The sequence below is a fragment of the Kordia sp. SMS9 genome (assembly GCF_003352465.1).
Classification (GTDB): Bacteria; Bacteroidota; Bacteroidia; order Flavobacteriales; family Flavobacteriaceae; genus Kordia.
On sequence record NZ_CP031153.1, the window covers coordinates 1,949,695 to 1,969,564 of the forward strand.

Consider the following 19,870-nt stretch of genomic DNA (forward strand, 5'->3'; position numbering starts at 1 on the left):
TCTAATCGAATACATAGTCGTTGCAAAATGCAGTTCCTTTCCAAAGATAAAAATAGAAAAGCAATAACAATTTAGAAAAGTAGTAAAACCTTTGAAAATCATTGCATACGAATGATTTGTACTTTATCTTTGCAGGAATTTACGAAGGTTGATGAAAACGGCATTGAATACACTCAAAAAAACATACTCATTTGCTTCAATATTTGAAGATTTTAAGCAGCTTACAAAGGTTGGATTGGCCATTAGCGTAGTCTTCTCTTCGTTGGCAGGATACTTACTTGCAGTTGGTGCAGATGGTTTCAGTTTCAAAATACTTAGTTTACTTGCTTTAGGCGGTTATTTTATGGTGGGCGCTTCTAATGCATTCAATCAAATTATAGAGCGCGACTTAGATGCATTGATGGATCGTACTAAAAACAGACCGATTCCGTCAGGACGCATGTCAGTAACGACAGCTTTCATCATTGCAGCAATATTTACCATACTAGGAATTGGCATTTTATATGTGATCAATCCAAGAACAGCAATGTTTGGTGCCATTTCTATTTTCTTGTACACTTGTGTATATACGCCATTAAAAACAAAAACGCCATTAGCTGTATTTGTAGGTGCGCTTCCTGGAGCCATTCCGTTTATGTTGGGTTGGGTAGCGGCTACAAATCAATTTGGAATTGAACCAGGGATTTTATTCATGATTCAATTCTTTTGGCAATTTCCACACTTTTGGGCAATTGGCTGGTTTTTATTTGACGATTATAAAAAAGGCGGATTTTTTATGTTGCCCACAGGAAAAAGAAACAAAGCCACCGCATTGCAGATCATTATGTATACCGTTTGGCTGATTTTAATTTCGATATTTCCAGTTTCTGGATTAACAGGCGAATTAAAACTATCCATCATCGCAGCAATTTTAGTATTCATTGCGGGAATTGGATTGTTGTATTACGGAATCCAATTGTATCGAAAAATGGACAAAAAATCGGCAAAAGCATTGATGTTGGCTAGTGTGGGATACATCACCTTAATGCAAATAATATTTGTGGTAGATAAATTTTTACAATAAACTATGGATTTAACGCAGGGAACATTTCAGGAGAAGAAAGACAGATCGAGAAAGATGATGTTGTGGTTTGCTATGATTAGCATGTTTATGACCTTTGCGGGATTGACGAGTGCATACATAGTAAGTCAAGAACGACCAGATTGGCTAGACAGTTTGGTGTTGCCAACTGCATTCTTTTACAGCACGCTGGTAATTATTGTAAGTAGCATTACATTTCATTTGGCAAAAGTGTCCATTCAAAAAGGACTCAGACAAGCAACAACGATGTATTTATTGCTTACGTTGACACTTGCTGCTGCGTTTGTAATTTTACAATTTGTAGGGTTCAATGAAATCATTGCAAATAAGTTCTTTTTCACAGGAAAATCGAGTTCTGTTACGTCCTCTTTCATTTATATCATTACGGGAGTGCATTTATTGCACGTCGCGGCAGGTATAATCGTATTATTGGTTGTAATTTATAATCATTTTAAACAAAAGTATAAACAAGGGCAAACACTTGGTTTAGAACTAGGTGCAATGTTTTGGCATTTCCTAGATGTATTGTGGGTATTTTTGTTTTTATTTTTATATTTCTTATCATAAGAAAAAAATGTAAATTTGAACAATTTTTTAAAAATGTTAACTTTTTATGGAAGCTACTGTTTCAAATACAGGCACAGAAGGTAAAGTTTGGGGAGGCGGAAATCAGCCGTTGAGAGCAAGCTATGGAAAAATGATGATGTGGTTTTTCATCCTATCGGATGCACTTACGTTCTCAGGATTCTTGGCAGCGTATGGATTCTCAAGATTCAAATTTATTGATTCATGGCCAATTGCAGATGAAGTGTACAATCACTTCCCAGGAATACACGGAGACAATCCAATGTATTTCGTTGCCTTAATGACTTTTATATTAATTGCGTCATCAGTAACGATGGTGTTGGCAGTAGATGCAGGTCATCACAATGACAAAAAGAAAACTACGTTCTACATGTTCCTCACGATCATTGGAGGAGCTATTTTCTTAGGATCGCAAGCATATGAGTGGACAAACTTTATCAAAGGTTCGTACGGAGCATTGGAAACAAAAGGAGGTCAAATTTTACAGTTTGTTGATACAAATACAACCCCCGAAGATGATAAAATGTATCGTATTTCGGTAGAAAAATTTGCAACAGCTTCTTTCAAAGAGCGATCACAGCACCAAAGTAAAAATGGATTGTGGTATGCTTCAGAATCTTCATTGCCAACATATTCAGTACAAGACGTAGTTACAGGATTCAATGAAAATCCAAACTTAGCAGTTCGTACACAGGAAATTATTCCAAATGTAGCGGCGTTAAAAGCTTCTGATAATCCAGCAGATGTAGCCAAAGCAGCACGTTTTGAAAGTATGTACATCAATGCAGATCATAAAGGACACAAAGGAATTTTAAATCGTGCAGCATCCGAAAAAGCATTAAAAGATGCGGTGGTGTATGTAAAAGGAGCAAATCTTGTCCACAACGAATATGGAAATAGATTGTTTGGAGATTTCTTCTTCTTCATCACAGGATTCCATGGATTCCACGTATTCTCAGGAGTAGTTATCAATGTTATTATTTTCTTCAACGTGTTATTAGGAACGTATGAAAGAAGAAAAAATAACTATGAAATGGTAGAAAAAGTTGGACTCTATTGGCACTTTGTCGATCTAGTTTGGGTATTCGTATTTACCTTCTTCTACCTAGTTTAATAAAAATATATCAAAGAAATTATATAAAGCATCATGGCACACGATCACGGACATACGGAGCACAAATTAGCCATATTTAGAGGAAGACTTAAATTTAAGTCGAACGTTCAAAAAATTTGGGGCGTTTTAATCTTCTTATCTATCGTAACAATTATAGAAGTAGGATTTGGTATTGTTAAACCTGGAATCTTAGTAGACAACTATTTTCTCGGAATGAAATTACTCAACTGGGTATTTATCATTTTAACGATTGTAAAAGCATATTACATTGCATGGGATTTCATGCACTTACGTGATGAAAAAAGTTCGTTGCGTAGAGCAGTTGTTTGGACGGCAGTATTCCTAATCAGCTATTTAATATTCATCCTTTTGCAAGAAGGAACGTATATTGAAGATGTAAAAACAAACGGATTCATCAAGTGGGATTTCTAAAATGACACTAAAAAACACATAAAGAAAAGGCAGTAAATTTTACTGTCTTTTTTTATACCTATAAGGGAACGATTCGTTTCAAATAAAGTAAAGAATGATGGTTTTAGTCTTGAATAAAAAGGACATGTTAATTCTTTCTAAAAACGAATCAAAAAATAAAAAAAACGACAGATTCTCGCGGTAAATCGCCAACCGATTTTTATTTTTGTACTATGAAAGTTTTGGCAGGAAAAAGCTTGAATATCTCAACTGGAAACGGTTGCACAACTAATTACAAATAAAATACGTACGTAGAAATATCTCAACGAAACACCATAAAGTTTTGAAAGGTATTTGTATCATAAGTAAAACACGCTAAGAACGCACCCATGAAAAAGAAGATCATTTTAGGAGTTTTATTCTTATTGCCAGTATCCATTGTATTAATTCTTCTTTTTACAAATCACAATTACAGACCACTTCCAGTAATCAAAGAAAATGTAGCCGAATTGGTAAACTACGATTCGTTTGAAAATAAAGACTCCATTCAGTTTGATGGAAAAATTACCATTCTAGGCTTTTTGGGAAGCAACTTAGAAAATAGAAAAATCAACGTACTAAATCTCAATCAAAAAATATACAAACGCTTCAGCGGATTCAAACATTTTCAACTTGTCATGTTGCTGACGCCAGGACAAGAAGCAATGATTCAGGATCTAAAAAATGAAATCAGCCGTTTTGCAGACGAACTCAAATACTGGAATTTTGTCATTGTAGACAAAGAAGAATTGGAACGTATTCACGACGGATTGGAATCTCCATTGCCTTTAGATGAATACGGAAGTTCTGAGTATATGTATATCATTGACAAAGACAAAAACTTACGCGGTCGCATCGACGATCGTACCGACGCTGAAATCGACGAAAAAGCTGCGCCATACATGTTGTATGGATACAATACCATATTGATCTCAGAATTGTCTGGAAAAATGACTGACGACATCCGAATTCTTTTCAAAGAATACAGAGGAAAAGGGAAAAATGAGAATTCGGATACAAGAAGAACGGAAGACTTGAAAAAATAACACATGCAAAAAAAGAACTATTCATACATCGGAATCGCATTTATCATGTTGGTCTTTGGAATCATTTTCATTCCCAAAATTGTCGATAAAGTACAAAAAGGGGAAACGATCGAAAAAGACCGTATGAATATTGTAGGAGCAGAGCGAAATACAAAACTCCTCTATCTTAAAATTGATGGAAAAGCGCGTCGAGTGCCAGATTTCCTATTCACAAATCAAGACAGTTTAGAAATTTCCAATCAAGATTTTAGTGGGAAAGTCACGGTGATGGAATTTTTCTTTACAACCTGTCCCACAATTTGTCCTGTAATGAACAGCAACATGCGAACGTTGGATGAAGAATTTCACGAAAGAGACGATTTTGCCATTGCATCTTTCACCATTGACCCTAAAACTGATACGCCAAAAGTACTCAAAGAATATGCAGAACGCTATGGCGTAAAATCACTCAATTGGCATTTCTTAACGGGCGATTTGGAAAAAATTCACGAACTCTCCAACAAAGGTTTCAATATCTTTACAGGAATCAACCCAGAAGTTGCTGGCGGATTTGAACATCAAGGATACTTTGCATTAATTGACAAATACGGTTTCATACGTTCGCGAAGAGACAACCATGGAAATCCAAAAATCTACTATCAAGGAACAGATATAGAAGAAGTAGAAATGTTGAAACAAGACATTAAAAATTTGTTAGAAGAAGAATAAACATACTATGGAAGCGACCACCGACATCGAAAAAAAATACAAAAAGCTCATCATTGCATTATCAATTGCAATTCCTGTAGTCGTAGCGATTTTATTTCGTGTAAAACTGGAAGATGTAGAACCTTTAAGCTTTTTACCGCCAATTTATGCAACTATAAATGGAATCACAGCAGTTTTCTTAATTGCTGCGGTTATCGCCATCAAAAACAAAAAAGTAAAGCTGCATGAAACGTTCATGAAAATCTGTATTGGACTTTCGGTAGCATTCTTAGCCATGTATGTAGCGTATCACATGACGTCTGAATCTACCAAATACGGAAATCCTGATGCATTAATGCGCGGCGTGTATTTCTTTATCTTAATTTCTCACATTATATTAAGTATTGCCATCATTCCTTTAGTATTGATCACGTATGTAAAAGCGTTGGCAAAACGCTTTGACAAGCATAAAAAAATAGCAAAAATTACCTTTCCGATTTGGTTATATGTGGCTATTACAGGCGTTGTAGTCTACCTTATGATTTCTCCATATTACAAACACACCATAGATGCCGTAAACGCAATTCCATAATGAAAAAGAAACACTACATACTATTCACTCTTGTACTTTTATGTGTACTTCCGTTAGATGCACAATGCGCCATGTGTAGAGCGGTGTTAGAATCGGAGGCAGACTTATCGCAAGCCAAAGGTGTCAACAACGGAATTGTATACCTCATGGCAATTCCATACATATTAGTAGCAATTACAGGGTTTTACATCTACAAAGTCTTCAATAAAAAAACTTCTGAAAAAGCATAGCGACACTCAAAGCTCTATCATTAAATAAAAAAATAGAATCTTTTGTAACGAATTTGTCTTTAGAGAGTCTTATACATATTAGCATCAATCAAAAACAAGATTAACAGAATATTAATAACACTTGTAACCGCAAATATGTAATATTGTGTTAACAAAACACCTAACCATCTATGATCCAGATTAAGGAATTACACAAATCCTATCGTATGGGAAGCAACTCACTTCACGTACTCAAAGGAATCAATCTTGATATAAAAGAAGGAGAATTTGTCTCTATTATGGGTTCTTCAGGTTCAGGAAAATCTACACTGCTAAATATCATTGGAATGTTAGACGAAGCCGATGAAGGTTCGTACGTATTAGACAATGTTCCTATCAAAAACCTAAGTGAAAAAAAAGCAGCAGTATACCGCAATAAATTCTTAGGATTCATTTTTCAATCGTTCAACTTGATCAATTATAAAGACGCAGCTGACAATGTAGCATTGCCCTTATACTACCAAGGTGTTTCACGAAAAATCAGAAAAGAAAAAGCATTATACTATCTTGAAAAAGTGGGCTTGGCAGATTGGGCACACCACTTACCAAGTGAACTTTCGGGTGGACAAAAACAACGTGTCGCTATTGCACGTGCATTAGCTTCCGAACCTAAAGTTTTACTAGCAGATGAGCCAACAGGAGCATTAGACACGAAAACTTCGTATGAAGTCATGGACTTTCTTCAAGGAATTAATGATGAAGGAAAAACCATTCTAGTAGTAACACACGAAACTGACATCGCCAATATGACCAAGCGAATTGTACAGCTAAAAGATGGTGTTATAGAAGAAGATAAATTTGTAGAACAAGTAAGAGCCTCAGCACATGTTTGATTTAGATCGTTGGCTAGAAATATTCCAAACTATCAATAAAAACAAGCTAAGAACACTCTTAGCCGGTTTCACTGTGACGCTCGGAATCTTAATTTTCACGATCCTTTTCGGAATGGGGAACGGTCTTAAAAACACGTTTTACGAAGCGTTTCAAGACGATGCACAAAATACCATCTTCATCTATCCTGGCTTTGCTACAAAACCCTTCAAAGGATTCAAGGAAAACAGACGCATTGAGTTTGAAAACGAAGATTTAGAATTCCTCAAAGAAAAATTCGCAGGACGCGTGCAACACATTACAGCGCGAATCCGTAAAGGAGTTACTGCAAAATACAAAAACGAATATGGAAGTTACGATGTGCGTGCTGTACATCCATCACATCAACTCATAGAACAAACAGACATCATAAAAGGGCGTTTTGTCAATCAAAATGATATCCAAACAGATGCGAGAATTGCAGTCATTGGCCGTTTGGTAGAAAAAGACTTATTTGGAGGAGAAGATGCCATTGGAGAATATATCAGCATGAACAAACTCATTTATAGAGTTGTAGGTGTATTTAGCGATAAAGGTAGTGGCGACCGCGAAGAACGCAGAATATATACACCCGTAAGTACGACACAATTAATCTACAAAAACACAGAAAAAATAGATCAAATCAATTTGATGTATGACATGAGTATTGGTGCTGGTGGTGCGAGTAGACTTTCCAAAGAAATTGAAACAGCACTCAAAAAGAGACACAATGTTGCACCAAGCGATCGAAATGGAATCTATGTAAACAACAATATTGAAGAACTTTCTGACACCTTGCAATTTGCAAGTGTATTACAAATCATAGTCCTGTGGATTGGTATTGGAACCTTGTTTGCAGGCGTCATCGGAATTAGCAATATCATGGTATACATTGTAAAAGAACGTACCAAAGAATTAGGAATCAGGAAAGCATTAGGAGCCAAACCAAGTTCGGTAATCGGTATGATTTTGCAAGAAACAGTCGTCATCACCTTAATCTTTGGATACATTGGTTTGCTCATAGGAAACTCTATACTGAACTCTATGGGCAACAAACTAGAAGATTGGTTTATCACCAATCCAAGTGTCAGTCAAGGAACTATTATCGGCGCTACGATTATTTTAGTCCTTTCCGGACTTATCGCAGGATACATTCCTGCAAGGCGCGCCGCCAGAGTAAAACCAATTGTAGCACTAAGAGACGAATAACTAAGAACCAAGAAGGAACATGAAATTTATATTTACAAGAGATACTTGGCAAGAAATCTTCGGAACGATTCGCAAAAACAAATTGCGAACCGCCATCACAATCATTGGTGTTTTTTGGGGAATTTTACTCTTTGTGGGATTGCAAGGTGCTGCAAAAGGAATGGAAAACGGATTTGATTATACGTTTAAAGACTTAGCTACAAATAGTATTTTTCTTTGGGGACAACAAACAGGAATGCCGTACGGAGGTTACAACCGAAATCGCGGAATTCAGCTAGAATTAAGTGATACCTACCGAATTGCCAATCAAGTAGAAGGTGTACAATTTGTAGTGCCACGAAATGCCAAAGGAATATTTGGTGGCGCTGCGCCATTAGTAGTCAATGATATGAAATCAGGAAACTACAAAGTATTTGGAGATTATCCAATCATCGACAATGTATCGAGAAAAAAACTGAGAAAAGGACGTTTCTTAAACCAAAAAGACATTCAAGACAATCGAAAAATATGTGTGATTGGTGAACGTATTGAAAAAGAATTATTTAAAAAAGATGAAAATCCTGTCGGGAAATACATAAAAATAAGCAACATTTATTTTCAAGTAGTGGGCGTGTACAAACGAAACAATACGGACTTCTTTGAAGGTGATAATTCCATCTTCATTCCATTTACCACGTTCAAAAAAGTATTCAACACCGGAAATAGAATCGGTTGGATGGTCATTGCAGGATATCCCGCAGAAGACATTGTTGCTATTGAAGAAAAAACAAAAGAATTGCTCAAAAGAAGATACACGGTACATCCAAACGACGAAAGAGCTTTTGGTGCAGCAAACTTTGGCGAAATGTTTGGTAAAGTCACAGGGTTTGTCAAAGGACTAAAATTTACAGCATTAATTGTTGGAATTGCCACGATTCTAGCAGGCGTAATTGCCATTGGAAACATCCTATTAATTACAGTAAAAGAACGTACCAAAGAAATTGGAATACGACGTGCATTAGGCGCAAAACCAAGCGAAATTCGCGGACAAATTATCTTAGAGTCTGTATTTTTAACCTTAGTAGCAGGATTGTTAGGAATGACCGTAGGCGGATTATCCCTATCAGTTTTAAACAATGTTGCTAAAACTTGGGACGATATTCCATTCATGAATCCAACGGTAAGTTTACAATACATCGGATTTGCCATTGCCATCATGGTGATTTTAGGAACACTCATTGGACTGATTCCTGCGCAACGCGCGGTAAGTATACGACCCATTGAAGCATTACGAGAAGAATAATAACATCAATCATAGACTAATTTAGCATACAAATGAAGAAATTTTTAAAAATCCTATTACTAATTATACTGTTAGCAGGTGCATTTTTTGCAGGATCTTATTTTGTAAATTCAAATGAAAAGAATGTGGAAACTTTTGAAACGGCCACAGCTTTCAAAGCAACTATTGTTGAAAAAACGGTAGCTGCCGGAACTGTAATTCCAGAAGATGAAGTAGAAATAAAACCACAAATTTCTGGAATTATTGAAAAAATATTTGTGGAAGAAGGTGACAAAATTCAATCAGGTGACTTAATCGCGAGAGTAAAAGTTGTGCCAAACGAACAATCATTGAACAGTGCGAGAAATGGCATCAAAAATGCCCAAATTGTCTTAAATAACTCAAAAATTACCTACGACAGAAACAAAACACTTTTTGACAAAGGCATCATTTCGAGTCAAGAATTTGAGCGTTCGGAACTTTCTTATGATCAAGCAAAGCAGCAACTGCGAAATGCACAAAGTGATTTGCAAATTATCAAAAAAGGTTCTGTAGGTGGTTCTGCGGCAAATACAAACATTAGAGCAACGGTATCAGGAACTATTTTAATCATTCCTGTAAAAGAAGGAGATCAGGTGATTGAAAGTAACAATTTCAACGCAGGAACGAGCATTGCTACCATTGCCGATTTAAGCAAAATGATCTTTGAAGGAAAAGTTGACGAAGCAGAAGTTGGAAAATTAAAGCCAAATTCTGAACTTACCGTAAACTTAGGAGCAATTGAAGACAAAGATTTTGATGCAAAACTTACGTTTGTAGCACCAAAAGGCGTGGAAGAAAGTGGTACGGTTCAATTTAAAATAAAAGCAGATGTTGCCTTAGATGAAGAATATTTTATCAGAGCAGGATACAGTGCCAATGCCACCATTGAACTCGGTAAAAAGGAAGATATCTTAGTCGTGGATGAAGGATTGCTTCGATTTGATCCTAAAAATGACGACAAGCCGTATGTGGAAATTGAAAAAGAAGATCAAAAATTTGAGAAAAAATTTATCGAAGTAGGTATTTCTGACGGGAAAAATATTGAAATAAAATCTGGATTGACAGAAGAAGATAAAATCAAAATCTGGAACAAATTTGCCATCAAAAAAGACGAAATAAAAGAAGGAGACGGCGAAAGTGAAGATGAAACAAACGATTAAAACCGAAAATTTATAACCATTCACATGAAACATCCATTGCTAAAATGTAGTTACCTAACAGAACGATTTTAGGATGTTCCATCTGACAACAAAAAAAATGTAAATTAACAGATGAAAAAAGTATTTATCATTATAGTGCTCACCGTAGGCTGTTTGGCAACTGCGACTGCACAAAAAAAATGGACATTAAAAGAATGTGTCGATCATGCATTGGAAAATAACATCTCGATCAAACAATCATTGTTGGATCGACAAAGTTCAGAAATAGATAAAAATGATGCGGTCGGAAACTTTTTGCCAACGTTGAATCTTTCCGCTTCACATTCCTGGAATATTGGTTTGAGTCAGAACCCGTTAACGGGACAAATTGTAACGTCAACACAGCAAAACTCTAGTGGATCTCTTAATATTGGTGTAGATATCTATAACGGATTACAAAATGTAAATAGACTACACAGAGCAAACTTGGCATTACTAGCCAATCAATATCAGTTAGATGATATCAAAGACAATACTTCGTTACAAGTTGTACAAGCCTTTTTGCAAATTCTATTCAACAAAGAATCGTTAAAAGTATTACAAACGCAATATGATGTTACTACAGCAGAATTGAACCGTACGAACGAATTGGTAAAAGAAGGTGTAGTGCCGCGTGGTGATGCCTTAGAAATTGAAGCCAATGCAGCAACACAAGAACAGCAAATTGTTAACGCTGAAAATAATTTGAGAATTTCTAAAATATCCTTAGCGCAATTATTATTGTTGACCGATTACGAAACGTTCGACATTGCGGAAGGCGATTATATGATTCCAGCAACAACCATTATGAACAACACGCCACGACAAATCTTTGAAAAGTCATTGGAAGTGCGTAATGATGTAAAAATATCAGAAACCAATATTGAATTGGCTGAATACGATTTAAAAATTGCAAAAGGAGCTTTATTGCCAAGTCTTTCTGCTTTCTACGGATTCAGTACTACATATTTTAATAGTGAATTATTTAACACAGCACCATTCTTTGATCAGGTGTCAGACAACAAAAACCATTCATTTGGTGTGCGATTAAACATTCCAGTTTTAAATGGTTTTCGTAACAGAAACAATGTGCGTCGTCAAAAAGTTAATATTGATCGCGCCAAGTTCAATTTAGAGCAAACTAAAATTAACTTAGAAGCCACAGTAAATCAAGCATATAATGATACAAGAGGCGCGTTAAAATCGTATGAAGCCGCCGAAAAAACCCTAATAGCACGAAGAGAAGCACACAAATATTCTACCGAACGTTTCAATGAAGGCATGATGAACTCGTTCGATTTCAGTCAATCAAAACAGCGATTGGAAAGCGCAGAATCAGACGTGGTTCGTACCAAATTCGACTATATTTTCCGTTTAAAAATACTAGAATTCTATTTTGGATTGCCGTTGACGGATTTCAAATAAAAATGAGCAGGTCTTACAAAAAGATAAAAATACGAGGAATTACCACAGCAACATCCGAAAAGAAAGATAAACGCGCGGCAAATAGAAAGCTTCGAAGAATTATAAAGCAAAAAAATATTCTAGAAGAAACAGTATTGCCAAAATTACGTGAAATTTCAAATGTTTGGGCTTTTGATAAAGACGGTAAAATTTATGATGCGGAAATGATTGAAAAAGAACTTCGAAAATAACAACTACAACACACAAAAAGCATCCATACTTTCAAAAAGGTTGATGCTTTTTTTATTTTTGTGAAAAATTAGCAATCCAATGGCGATACGATTATACTTAGAAACCTCCACGACGAATTGTTCGGTGTGTTTGGCGAATGACAATGACGTTTTATACTTCAAGGAAGAAAACGACAAAAACTATTCGCATTCTGAAAAGTTGCACGTATTCATTAAAGAAGCGTTGGAAACGGCAAACATTCAAGCAACTGATTTAGACGCCGTGGTTGTTGGAAAAGGTCCAGGATCGTACACAGGATTGCGCATTGGCGTGTCGGCAGCCAAAGGATTGTGTTTTGCTTCCGATATACAATTGCAAGCAATTGAAAGTTTAGAAATTTTAGCACGTGCTATCGCTGTGGCGGATGGTTTCATAGTTCCGTTATTGGATGCGCGACGCATGGAAGTGTATTCGGCAGTATTTGACACAAACTATCGTCAAATCAGAGAAACGCAGGCAGAAATCATTACAGAAGCTTCTTTTGGAGATGAATTAGCCAAAGGAAAAGTACATTTCATCGGAAACGGCGCAGAAAAGTGCAAAGGCATCATTACGCATGAAAATGCTGTTTTTTATGATGAAATATACTTTCCATCTACAGAAAAAATGATTCCCATAGCAATGGAAAAGCATCAAAACAATGACTTTGAAGATGTCGCTTATTTTGAACCGTATTATCTAAAAGATTTTGTCGTAACAAAATCTAAGAAAAAGTGAGGAAGCTACTTATAATCATATCAGCATTGCTCTGTGTAAGTTGTTTTTTTTCAACTTCTTGGGATGTTGAATTATGGGAACAAAAAATTGAAAACTCTAACTATTCAATCTATAAGTTTGATGCTTGGGGCGGACGCGATTCACATGTGTCTGGAATGAAATTACTAAACGCTGCCGAAGGTTTTCAACAAAGTGATGTGATGAGCGGACATCAAATTTCATATCTGACTTCAATTCCTAGTAAACATCAAATTGACGGAATATTTAGAGATAGAATTAGAGCTCGAGAAACACCGATTCCAAAAATAGCTGGTGCTATCAATACTATAAAAAGCTATGAAGATTTTAGTGGACGGAATAGCGAATGTTTATACAAAGCGTACACGTTTCAATCCTTTAAAGAAGATCGAGATCACATTACCTTCTATACAAACGAATCTAAATTTGTAGATGGAACAGATTACGATGAAATTACTGTTCCGAAAGGAAATATTTATATAATGACCGACAGCACGAATACAATTGTAAAAAGAATTAATTGTGATCACGTGAAGTTTATAACAGATTCCGTTACTGCTGACATAAAAATATGTATTGACAAAAAGTATTTTGAACCTAAACATGAGATAAAACTATCAGAATTCACAGATTACGGAATTTATAAACCTGTAAAGTAACCTGCTGCTGAAAATTTACGCTGCGTTATTGAATGGTAAAAAACCGAATTAAAAAATAAATCACAAAAAAGCGACATCAACGATGTCGCTTTTCCAAACTATATTATTTTTAATTTCGTCTAACAGTCTAGCCTTCTTTCTGTATCTCAACACTGTGTGGATATGGAATTTCAATGCCAGCAGCATCTAATTCAATTTTAGCATGTTCTTGCATATAAAAATACACATCCCAATAATCATCTGTTTTTACCCAAGGACGAACTGCAAAATTTACTGAGCTGTCTGCCAATTCTAAAACGGTCACTGCTGGTGCAGGATCTTTTAAAATGGTTTCATTATCAGTCATGATTTTCATCAAAACATCTTTTGTTTCCTTAATATCAGCATCGTATGACACACCAAAAACCAAGTCAATTCTTCGCGTTTCTTCAGCAGAATAGTTAATGATGTTCCCATTAGAAACCGCGCCATTTGGTAAAATAGCCAATTTGTTTTCTACGGTATTTAAGTGAGTGGTGAAAATTTGAATCTCCTTTACAGTTCCTAAAACGCCTTGTGCTTCAATAAAATCACCAATTTTATACGGTTTGAAAATCATGATTAACACGCCACCTGCAAAATTGGATAACGAACCTTGCAATGCCAAACCAATTGCCAAACCTGCGGCACCAATAATGGCAGCAAACGAAGTTGTTTCCACACCTAATTGCGATGCAACAATGACAAATAATAAGATTTTTAGTGTCCAACTAATTAAATTGCCTAAAAATTTCTGCAATGTTGCGTCAATTCCACGTTTTTTCATGACTTTCTTAGACACACGTACAATCATCTTGATGATAAACAATCCAATGATTAAAATGGCAAGTGCAACGAGCACTTTCAATCCATATTCTACAATGATCCCTTGTAAGTCAAAATCTCCCAACCAGCCTGTTGCAGCATCATCTGTTGGAGTTTGTGTAGTATTTTCTGTTTGCATATTGTTAGTTTTTTATGATAGTGCAAAATTATAAATTTGAACGTTTTGACTATAAATTTATCACACAATTTTCCATCCATCCATCAACAGTAAAAAAAACTGTTAAACGGCAGCATGTTCTTTTCTATCTGAATAAGGGATTACATTTTTAAAAACATTCGCAATAAAATAACGATTAGTGCCAAAAATGCAGGTGTTCCTTGTACAATTAAAATACGCTTACTTTTGGTAGAATAAGCGCCATATAAAGCGGCAACACATACACAAATGATAAAAAATAAACTTACAGAAATATCTTTTGTGTACAAAGACCAAAACAATCCAGCAGCTAAAAAACCGTTGTACAATCCTTGATTGGCAGCAAGTGTTTTCGTTTCTTCAGCAAAGGTTTTTGATTTCAATCCAAAAGTTTTCATGCCTTTTGGTGTTGTCCATAAGAACATTTCTATGTATAAAATGTATACGTGTTCTATCGCGACAAGCGCAATTAAAATAGTTTCTAAAGTTTTCATATACGTGCACTTTGTAGGTGTTGTTAACTAGATAAGGTTAAGAAAAGATAGGAAAAATCTGCGAGTATAAAAAAAGCGTTCTCAAATGATGAAAACGCTTTTCTCAAATAGGTGTATTTGTTATTTTACTTCAAACGTAAGTTTTAAGTTGACACGGTATTCAACAACAGCTCCATCTTGAACAATTGCACTCTGATCTTGTACATATACAGATTTAATGTTTTTTACTGATTTAGAAGCTTGTTTTACCGCTTTTGCTGTAGCATCTTCCCAACTTTTCTTTGAGTTTGAAAGCACTTCTATTACTTTTAATACTGCCATAATTTATGTTTTTTAAGGTTAAAAAAATTTACTTATCAAATTACGGCAATTCCAACAATTAAAAAAGTGTTTTTTATCCATTTATGGCAACAACTTCGTTGATTTGCCCTTTTAATAGGTTCTTTAACGTATTTTCGATACCACTTTTCAATGTCATGGTAGATGATGGACAACCACTACAAGCTCCTTGCAATACTACTTTTACGACTTTAGAAGATGGATCGTACGAATCGAACATAATATTTCCGCCATCGCTGGCAACGGCTGGTTTAATGTATTCTTCTAAAATATTGATGATTTCTTTTGAAATATCGTCTAAAGCTTCATAACTTTCGTCTGAGATTTCTACTTTTTCCTTTTGTTCCGCTGGAATGTCTGCTGAAATAATTTCTTTTCCTTCGTGAATATAATTGCGGATGAATTCGCGAATTTCCATCGTAATATCATTCCATTCCACCATATCGTACTTGGTGATAGAAATGTAATTTTTATCAATAAAGATTTCTTTGACAAATGGAAAGTGAAAGAGCGCTTGTGCTATGGGCGCATATTTTGTTTCGTCAATATTTTTAAATTCAAAAATACGATCGACAATCTTTTTATTGGCTACAAACTTCATCACCGTTGGGTTTGGTGTACTTTCCGCATACACGCTTACAGGAACTGCTTTTTTAGGCGTCGCAGATTCGCTGATGATTTCCTTTCCACTGTTGATATATTCTTGAATCTGATCGGCAACTTCTTCCTGTACAGCTGACCAAGTAACAATATTGTAACGCTCAATAGCGATAAAATTTCCAGAAATAAAAATGGTTTTTACAAATGGTAAATAAAATAATTGCTGGGCTAAAGGAGAATCTTTGGCGTCGTCAATATTTTTAAATTCATAACTATTGTGTCGTGTTAAAAACGTACTTGCCTCAAATTTTATAATCGCAGGATTACTTGTTTTTTCTATTTGTATCGTAATACCACTCATGGTTTCAATTTTTTTACAAAAGTAACCATTATCGTTGTATTCTGTGAATGAGTTGGGTAAATTATGTTGTTATCGAGGTGACTTTGATAGAAATTTATTTTTTGTGTTAAAATAATTAGTAATTATTTACGTTTTTAATAAATTAACAGCCGAAACGAAATCATACACAATGTAGGTTTTGTTGAAACGGGTTTTATTACGAGAAACAACAATAATAAATTTAGATAAGCATGAGTTACTTATCAAATAATTTATATATTTGACCAAATGTGTGGTAATTTAAGCTATGAAAATACATATTTAAAAAAAGTATTGCATAAAACTAACTGAAACACAATTAATTAAGCCTCGTTATCAAATAAATAAGTTGCATTGAATTTCGATACGACCAAAAATTCGTGTCGATATTTTTTTCACAAAAAGATAAACACTAATGAAATTTAAAAAATACTTAGCTATTGTTGCCATCGCATTCGGAGTACAATGCTCTTTCGCACAAGATGGACTTCCTGTTTATGTTGACTATCTTTCTGATAATTTGTACTTAATTCACCCTTCGATGGCTGGAGCTTCAAACACTTCGAAGCTTAGACTGACAGCTAGGCAACAATGGTTTGATGTAGACAATGCACCATCCTTACAAACCTTGAGTTTTAATACACGTGTAGGTGACAAAGTAGGTATCGGAGCAATTGTGTATAATGACGAAAATGGTAACTTTTCTCAACAAGGAGCGTATTTAACATTTGCATATCACTTATTACTCTCAAGAAATACAGTAGACTTAAACCAATTATCTTTCGGAATTAGTACCGGATTTACCCAAGGAACATTGGATGAAACGGGTTTTGATATTATTAACAACCCAGATCCTATCATTTCTGGTGGACGATTGAATACTACCTATTTTAATGTAGACTTTGGAGCTTCGTATTATTTCTTAGACTTTTTTGCGCATTTAACGATTAAAAATGCATTGCCAACACAAAGAGACTTGTTTTCTCAAGAATTTGAATCCAAAAACCAACGCCGTTATTTAGCATCTACAGGATATACTTTCGGAGGATATGATAGTGATTGGACGTATGAACCATCCATCATGTTTCAATACACAGAAGAAACACAAGAATCTTCCGTTGATGCTAATATTAAAGTATACAGAAGCTTGGAATTCGGTTCTGTTTGGGGCGGATTGTCGTACAGAAGAAGTTTAGACGGCGCAGAATTTGTGAATGGAACACAGGTTGACAATCAGAAGTTACAGTACATCACACCGTTTGTAGGTGTCAATTACAATCGCTTTATGTTTGCATACACGTATTCGTACCAAGCAAATTCATTAGTGCTTACCAACGGAGGTTTTCACCAAATTACTTTAGGTTATAACTTCGGAGAACGAAGAGATCCTTACGATTGTAACTGTCCTGCAATTAACTAGAAACATACACAACACCACATAAAAAAGGCTTGCTATCAAACGCAAGCCTTTTTCTTTTGCACATATATTGAAAATCAGTCACTAATCTTCAACGGTCCTTCATCTAAAGTGATGTTTTAGATGCTTGTTTTGTAATTCATCGCTAGTAGCAAAGTCCGTCTAATATTTTAGGTATTTGGTGTTGGGTATTAGGTAGTAGTCAAGTTCTAAAAACCACTAGAAATTCTGACTGAAAACTAATGTCAAAGCATTTTCAAGGATTTTCTTCCAGTGCAGCGAGTCTCAACTACCAAGTATAATTTTTACGTGCCGCTTGCTTTTTAATCGCTTCAATCATAGCGCTTTCCAAATCGTTTTTTCCTTTTTCTTGATTCTTTTTCGAAATGAATTGTTTGCGTTTTGCATTCAAGTCACGAATGTTTTTTTGAATTTTTTTACGTTTCTGTTGCTGTTCTTTTACATACGCTAAAATCTGTTCTTTTGATTTTCCGCGTAATTCAGTTGGCAACTCTTTCTCGGAAAGTTCTTCTAGTTTTACAGAATCGTTTGCGATTCCATCTACCAAATCCCAAGAAGAATTTGTGTAGAAGCCTGAACTCTTTGAAACGGCTCTATCCACGGCAATTTCTTCATTAATAGAATTGGCATTGGCATCTTGCGTAGCTTGTTGTGTTATTTTATACGATCCACGCGAACCGTACGCGATATAGGTATTGTTCAATTGTGTATTGTATTCCATAATCTTTTTATCGTACGGAGTTTGTACATACACGATATTCTTATTGTGCGCAATCGTCATATAATCTCCTTTTCCCAATGTAGCACCGTCTTTCCACATGCCCGAAATTCCTTGTTGGTAATTTCCACAGAAAATCGTGTTGATGACCACATCTTTTTCGCCTGCATTGGTAATAGCATCTTTATAATTCACGTTTCCTTGCGTAAATGGTTCGTTTCCTGCGATAAACAAAAGTTTCAAATCTTTCGGATTCGCGCCCCAATTCAGTTGATCTAAAGACGTCTGAATCACATGTCCACAAAACTCACTTCCGCCGCGTGTCGTCAACGAAAATAACTTTTCAGAGATTTCATCCAAATCATTGCTAAACCCTAACACTTGTCTTATATAGCCTTCTTCCGATGGTAAATTATCGTTTCCGTATTCGTACAAAGCAATTTGTAAGTTTGGTTTTTCGTTGCCACATTTTGCATAAGACAATTCATTGATAATTTCCCACAATTGTGCTTTCGCTTGATGAATCAATCCGTCCATACTATTGCTCGTGTCCAATAATAATGCTACTTTAATCGTGTTTTTGGGTTTTACCGGAAGTGTTTTTGTTTCAATAATGGTGCTCGCTTCTGTTTCACTCAACAAAGCCATATCTGCTTTTGAGTTTCCTTTGCAAGACATCGTTAACAACAATGTGCTTGCTAAAAATACATGTAGTGTTTTCATTTTTTTACTCGTTTTTTGTTTTTAATTCAAATCTGGTTAAAACAGTGGCGGTTAGGCTAATTTTTTGAAATGTCAGGTTCTTAAATTCTGGCAGTTTTGTTCTTTGACTGTAATTGTTCATTGAACCTAGTCCTCTGACATGAATATTATTACTTGTAAAATTTGTGTTAGGGTTTGTTTCTTGTATAAAAAGCGCCTTTCCAATTTCTTGATCAATCGCTTCAGCATATTGTTTGGCTTTTTCTTTTGCAACTTTTAACGATTTCATTTTGGTGTCTCTGCGGAGTTTATCAATTTCAGAGTGACTTACTTTCGTGATGTAGGCATTTGTAATATTCAATCGATCCAACGCCATAAAAGTTTTTGAAAGCGTAGCACCATCATGTAGTATAATTTGATATACTTTCAGCTTTTCAACTTCGTTACGTTTCAAAAAATAACGCTCATACGTTCCCTGAAAACTTGATACAGAAACATCTTTATCCGTATCAATTCCTATACTTTTCAAATTGGCAAGCAGCAATTGTTCCTGCTCTTCAATGGTTTTTTTATGATTTTTCTCGGTCAATGTCACTGAAACATAAATTTCATTTGGAACGACTAAAGTTTCCGCAGTGCCAATAATTTCAATATAATTTTGATCAATAAAGTTTTTTTCGCTTTGTGCGATGGATAACAAAGGAAGAAAAACGGTGAAAATAATAATGGAAATAAAATGTTTCATAAG

23 protein-coding genes are annotated in these 19,870 nt (G+C 35.3%); 17 read left to right on the forward strand and 6 right to left on the reverse strand.

Annotated elements, in window-relative coordinates; translation table 11 throughout:
- The first annotated feature begins 151 nt into the window (after positions 1-151).
- The 16 genes from cyoE to KORDIASMS9_RS08470 all read left to right on the forward strand — a co-directional run bounded on the left by cyoE (position 152) and on the right by KORDIASMS9_RS08470 (position 13,452).
- Positions 152-1,063 carry a heme o synthase gene (cyoE, locus tag KORDIASMS9_RS08395; RefSeq protein WP_114902416.1) on the forward strand — a complete coding sequence of 304 codons (912 nt, stop codon included), beginning with the start codon at positions 152-154 and terminating at the stop codon, positions 1,061-1,063.
- A 3-nt stretch (positions 1,064-1,066) separates the two neighbouring features.
- Positions 1,067-1,648, forward strand: coding sequence for a cytochrome c oxidase subunit 3 (locus KORDIASMS9_RS08400; RefSeq protein WP_114902417.1), 582 nt, complete (start codon positions 1,067-1,069; stop codon positions 1,646-1,648).
- A 46-nt stretch (positions 1,649-1,694) separates the two neighbouring features.
- Positions 1,695-2,780, forward strand: a complete 1,086-nt coding sequence (locus KORDIASMS9_RS08405) for a cytochrome c oxidase subunit 3 (protein WP_114902418.1) — start codon at positions 1,695-1,697, stop codon at positions 2,778-2,780.
- A 33-nt stretch (positions 2,781-2,813) separates the two neighbouring features.
- A complete protein-coding gene (locus KORDIASMS9_RS08410) occupies positions 2,814-3,212 on the forward strand; it encodes a cytochrome C oxidase subunit IV family protein (RefSeq protein WP_114902419.1) in 399 nt (132 codons plus the stop codon).
- Between the two features lie 368 nt (positions 3,213-3,580).
- Positions 3,581-4,276 (forward strand): hypothetical protein, encoded by a 696-nt coding sequence (locus KORDIASMS9_RS08415; protein ID WP_114902420.1) that lies wholly within the window; start codon positions 3,581-3,583, stop codon positions 4,274-4,276.
- A gap of 3 nt (positions 4,277-4,279) precedes the next feature.
- Positions 4,280-4,984, forward strand: a complete 705-nt coding sequence (locus KORDIASMS9_RS08420) for an SCO family protein (RefSeq protein ID WP_114902421.1) — start codon at positions 4,280-4,282, stop codon at positions 4,982-4,984.
- A gap of 7 nt (positions 4,985-4,991) precedes the next feature.
- Positions 4,992-5,555: a DUF420 domain-containing protein gene (locus KORDIASMS9_RS08425; protein ID WP_114902422.1), complete on the forward strand. Its 564-nt coding sequence runs from the start codon at positions 4,992-4,994 to the stop codon at positions 5,553-5,555.
- Positions 5,555-5,785: a hypothetical protein gene (locus KORDIASMS9_RS08430; RefSeq protein WP_114902423.1), complete on the forward strand. Its 231-nt coding sequence runs from the start codon at positions 5,555-5,557 to the stop codon at positions 5,783-5,785. The genes KORDIASMS9_RS08425 and KORDIASMS9_RS08430 overlap by 1 nt, the downstream gene beginning before the upstream one ends.
- Positions 5,786-5,955: 170 nt before the next feature.
- The gene (locus KORDIASMS9_RS08435) at positions 5,956-6,657 is read left to right on the forward strand and encodes an ABC transporter ATP-binding protein (protein WP_114902424.1); all 702 of its coding nucleotides are present in this window, start codon (positions 5,956-5,958) and stop codon (positions 6,655-6,657) included.
- Positions 6,650-7,882, forward strand: a complete 1,233-nt coding sequence (locus tag KORDIASMS9_RS08440) for an ABC transporter permease (protein ID WP_114902425.1) — start codon at positions 6,650-6,652, stop codon at positions 7,880-7,882. Before KORDIASMS9_RS08435 ends, KORDIASMS9_RS08440 begins: the two co-directional genes overlap by 8 nt.
- 19 nt (positions 7,883-7,901) lie before the next feature.
- Positions 7,902-9,164, forward strand: a complete 1,263-nt coding sequence (locus KORDIASMS9_RS08445; RefSeq protein ID WP_114902426.1) for an ABC transporter permease — start codon at positions 7,902-7,904, stop codon at positions 9,162-9,164.
- A 32-nt stretch (positions 9,165-9,196) separates the two neighbouring features.
- Positions 9,197-10,345 (forward strand): efflux RND transporter periplasmic adaptor subunit, encoded by a 1,149-nt coding sequence (locus KORDIASMS9_RS08450; RefSeq protein ID WP_114902427.1) that lies wholly within the window; start codon positions 9,197-9,199, stop codon positions 10,343-10,345.
- Between the two features lie 111 nt (positions 10,346-10,456).
- Positions 10,457-11,788: a TolC family protein gene (locus tag KORDIASMS9_RS08455; protein ID WP_114902428.1), complete on the forward strand. Its 1,332-nt coding sequence runs from the start codon at positions 10,457-10,459 to the stop codon at positions 11,786-11,788.
- A gap of 2 nt (positions 11,789-11,790) precedes the next feature.
- The gene (locus tag KORDIASMS9_RS08460) at positions 11,791-12,018 is read left to right on the forward strand and encodes a hypothetical protein (protein WP_114902429.1); all 228 of its coding nucleotides are present in this window, start codon (positions 11,791-11,793) and stop codon (positions 12,016-12,018) included.
- Between the two features lie 79 nt (positions 12,019-12,097).
- Positions 12,098-12,775 carry a tRNA (adenosine(37)-N6)-threonylcarbamoyltransferase complex dimerization subunit type 1 TsaB gene (gene tsaB, locus KORDIASMS9_RS08465; RefSeq protein ID WP_114902430.1) on the forward strand — a complete coding sequence of 226 codons (678 nt, stop codon included), beginning with the start codon at positions 12,098-12,100 and terminating at the stop codon, positions 12,773-12,775.
- On the forward strand, positions 12,772-13,452 hold the full coding sequence (locus tag KORDIASMS9_RS08470; RefSeq protein ID WP_162819834.1) for a hypothetical protein: 681 nt from the start codon (positions 12,772-12,774) through the stop codon (positions 13,450-13,452). The genes tsaB and KORDIASMS9_RS08470 overlap by 4 nt, the downstream gene beginning before the upstream one ends.
- Before the next feature lie 127 nt (positions 13,453-13,579).
- On the opposite strand, the gene KORDIASMS9_RS08475 is transcribed toward KORDIASMS9_RS08470, so the two are convergent.
- The 4 genes from KORDIASMS9_RS08475 to KORDIASMS9_RS08490 all read right to left on the reverse strand — a co-directional run bounded on the left by KORDIASMS9_RS08475 (position 13,580) and on the right by KORDIASMS9_RS08490 (position 16,246).
- The gene (locus KORDIASMS9_RS08475; protein ID WP_114902432.1) at positions 13,580-14,434 is read right to left on the reverse strand and encodes a mechanosensitive ion channel family protein; all 855 of its coding nucleotides are present in this window, start codon (positions 14,432-14,434) and stop codon (positions 13,580-13,582) included.
- Between the two features lie 140 nt (positions 14,435-14,574).
- On the reverse strand, positions 14,575-14,946 hold the full coding sequence (locus tag KORDIASMS9_RS08480) for a DUF1304 domain-containing protein (protein ID WP_114902433.1): 372 nt from the start codon (positions 14,944-14,946) through the stop codon (positions 14,575-14,577).
- Positions 14,947-15,066: 120 nt separating this feature from the next.
- On the reverse strand, positions 15,067-15,267 hold the full coding sequence (locus tag KORDIASMS9_RS08485) for a dodecin family protein (RefSeq protein ID WP_114902434.1): 201 nt from the start codon (positions 15,265-15,267) through the stop codon (positions 15,067-15,069).
- A 73-nt stretch (positions 15,268-15,340) separates the two neighbouring features.
- A complete protein-coding gene (locus tag KORDIASMS9_RS08490) occupies positions 15,341-16,246 on the reverse strand; it encodes a NifU family protein (protein WP_114902435.1) in 906 nt (301 codons plus the stop codon).
- 433 nt (positions 16,247-16,679) lie between these two features.
- Between KORDIASMS9_RS08490 and KORDIASMS9_RS08495 the strand changes: the two genes are divergently transcribed.
- Positions 16,680-17,684, forward strand: coding sequence for a type IX secretion system membrane protein PorP/SprF (locus tag KORDIASMS9_RS08495; RefSeq protein WP_114902436.1), 1,005 nt, complete (start codon positions 16,680-16,682; stop codon positions 17,682-17,684).
- Positions 17,685-17,970: 286 nt separating this feature from the next.
- Here the strand turns inward: KORDIASMS9_RS08495 and KORDIASMS9_RS08500 are convergent, their stop codons facing one another.
- Together KORDIASMS9_RS08500 and KORDIASMS9_RS08505 are read right to left on the reverse strand one after the other, a co-directional pair.
- Positions 17,971-19,143: a vWA domain-containing protein gene (locus KORDIASMS9_RS08500; RefSeq protein ID WP_114902437.1), complete on the reverse strand. Its 1,173-nt coding sequence runs from the start codon at positions 19,141-19,143 to the stop codon at positions 17,971-17,973.
- Positions 19,144-19,147: 4 nt separating this feature from the next.
- Positions 19,148-19,867, reverse strand: a complete 720-nt coding sequence (locus KORDIASMS9_RS08505) for an SIMPL domain-containing protein (RefSeq protein ID WP_114902438.1) — start codon at positions 19,865-19,867, stop codon at positions 19,148-19,150.
- Positions 19,868-19,870 lie beyond the last annotated feature (3 nt).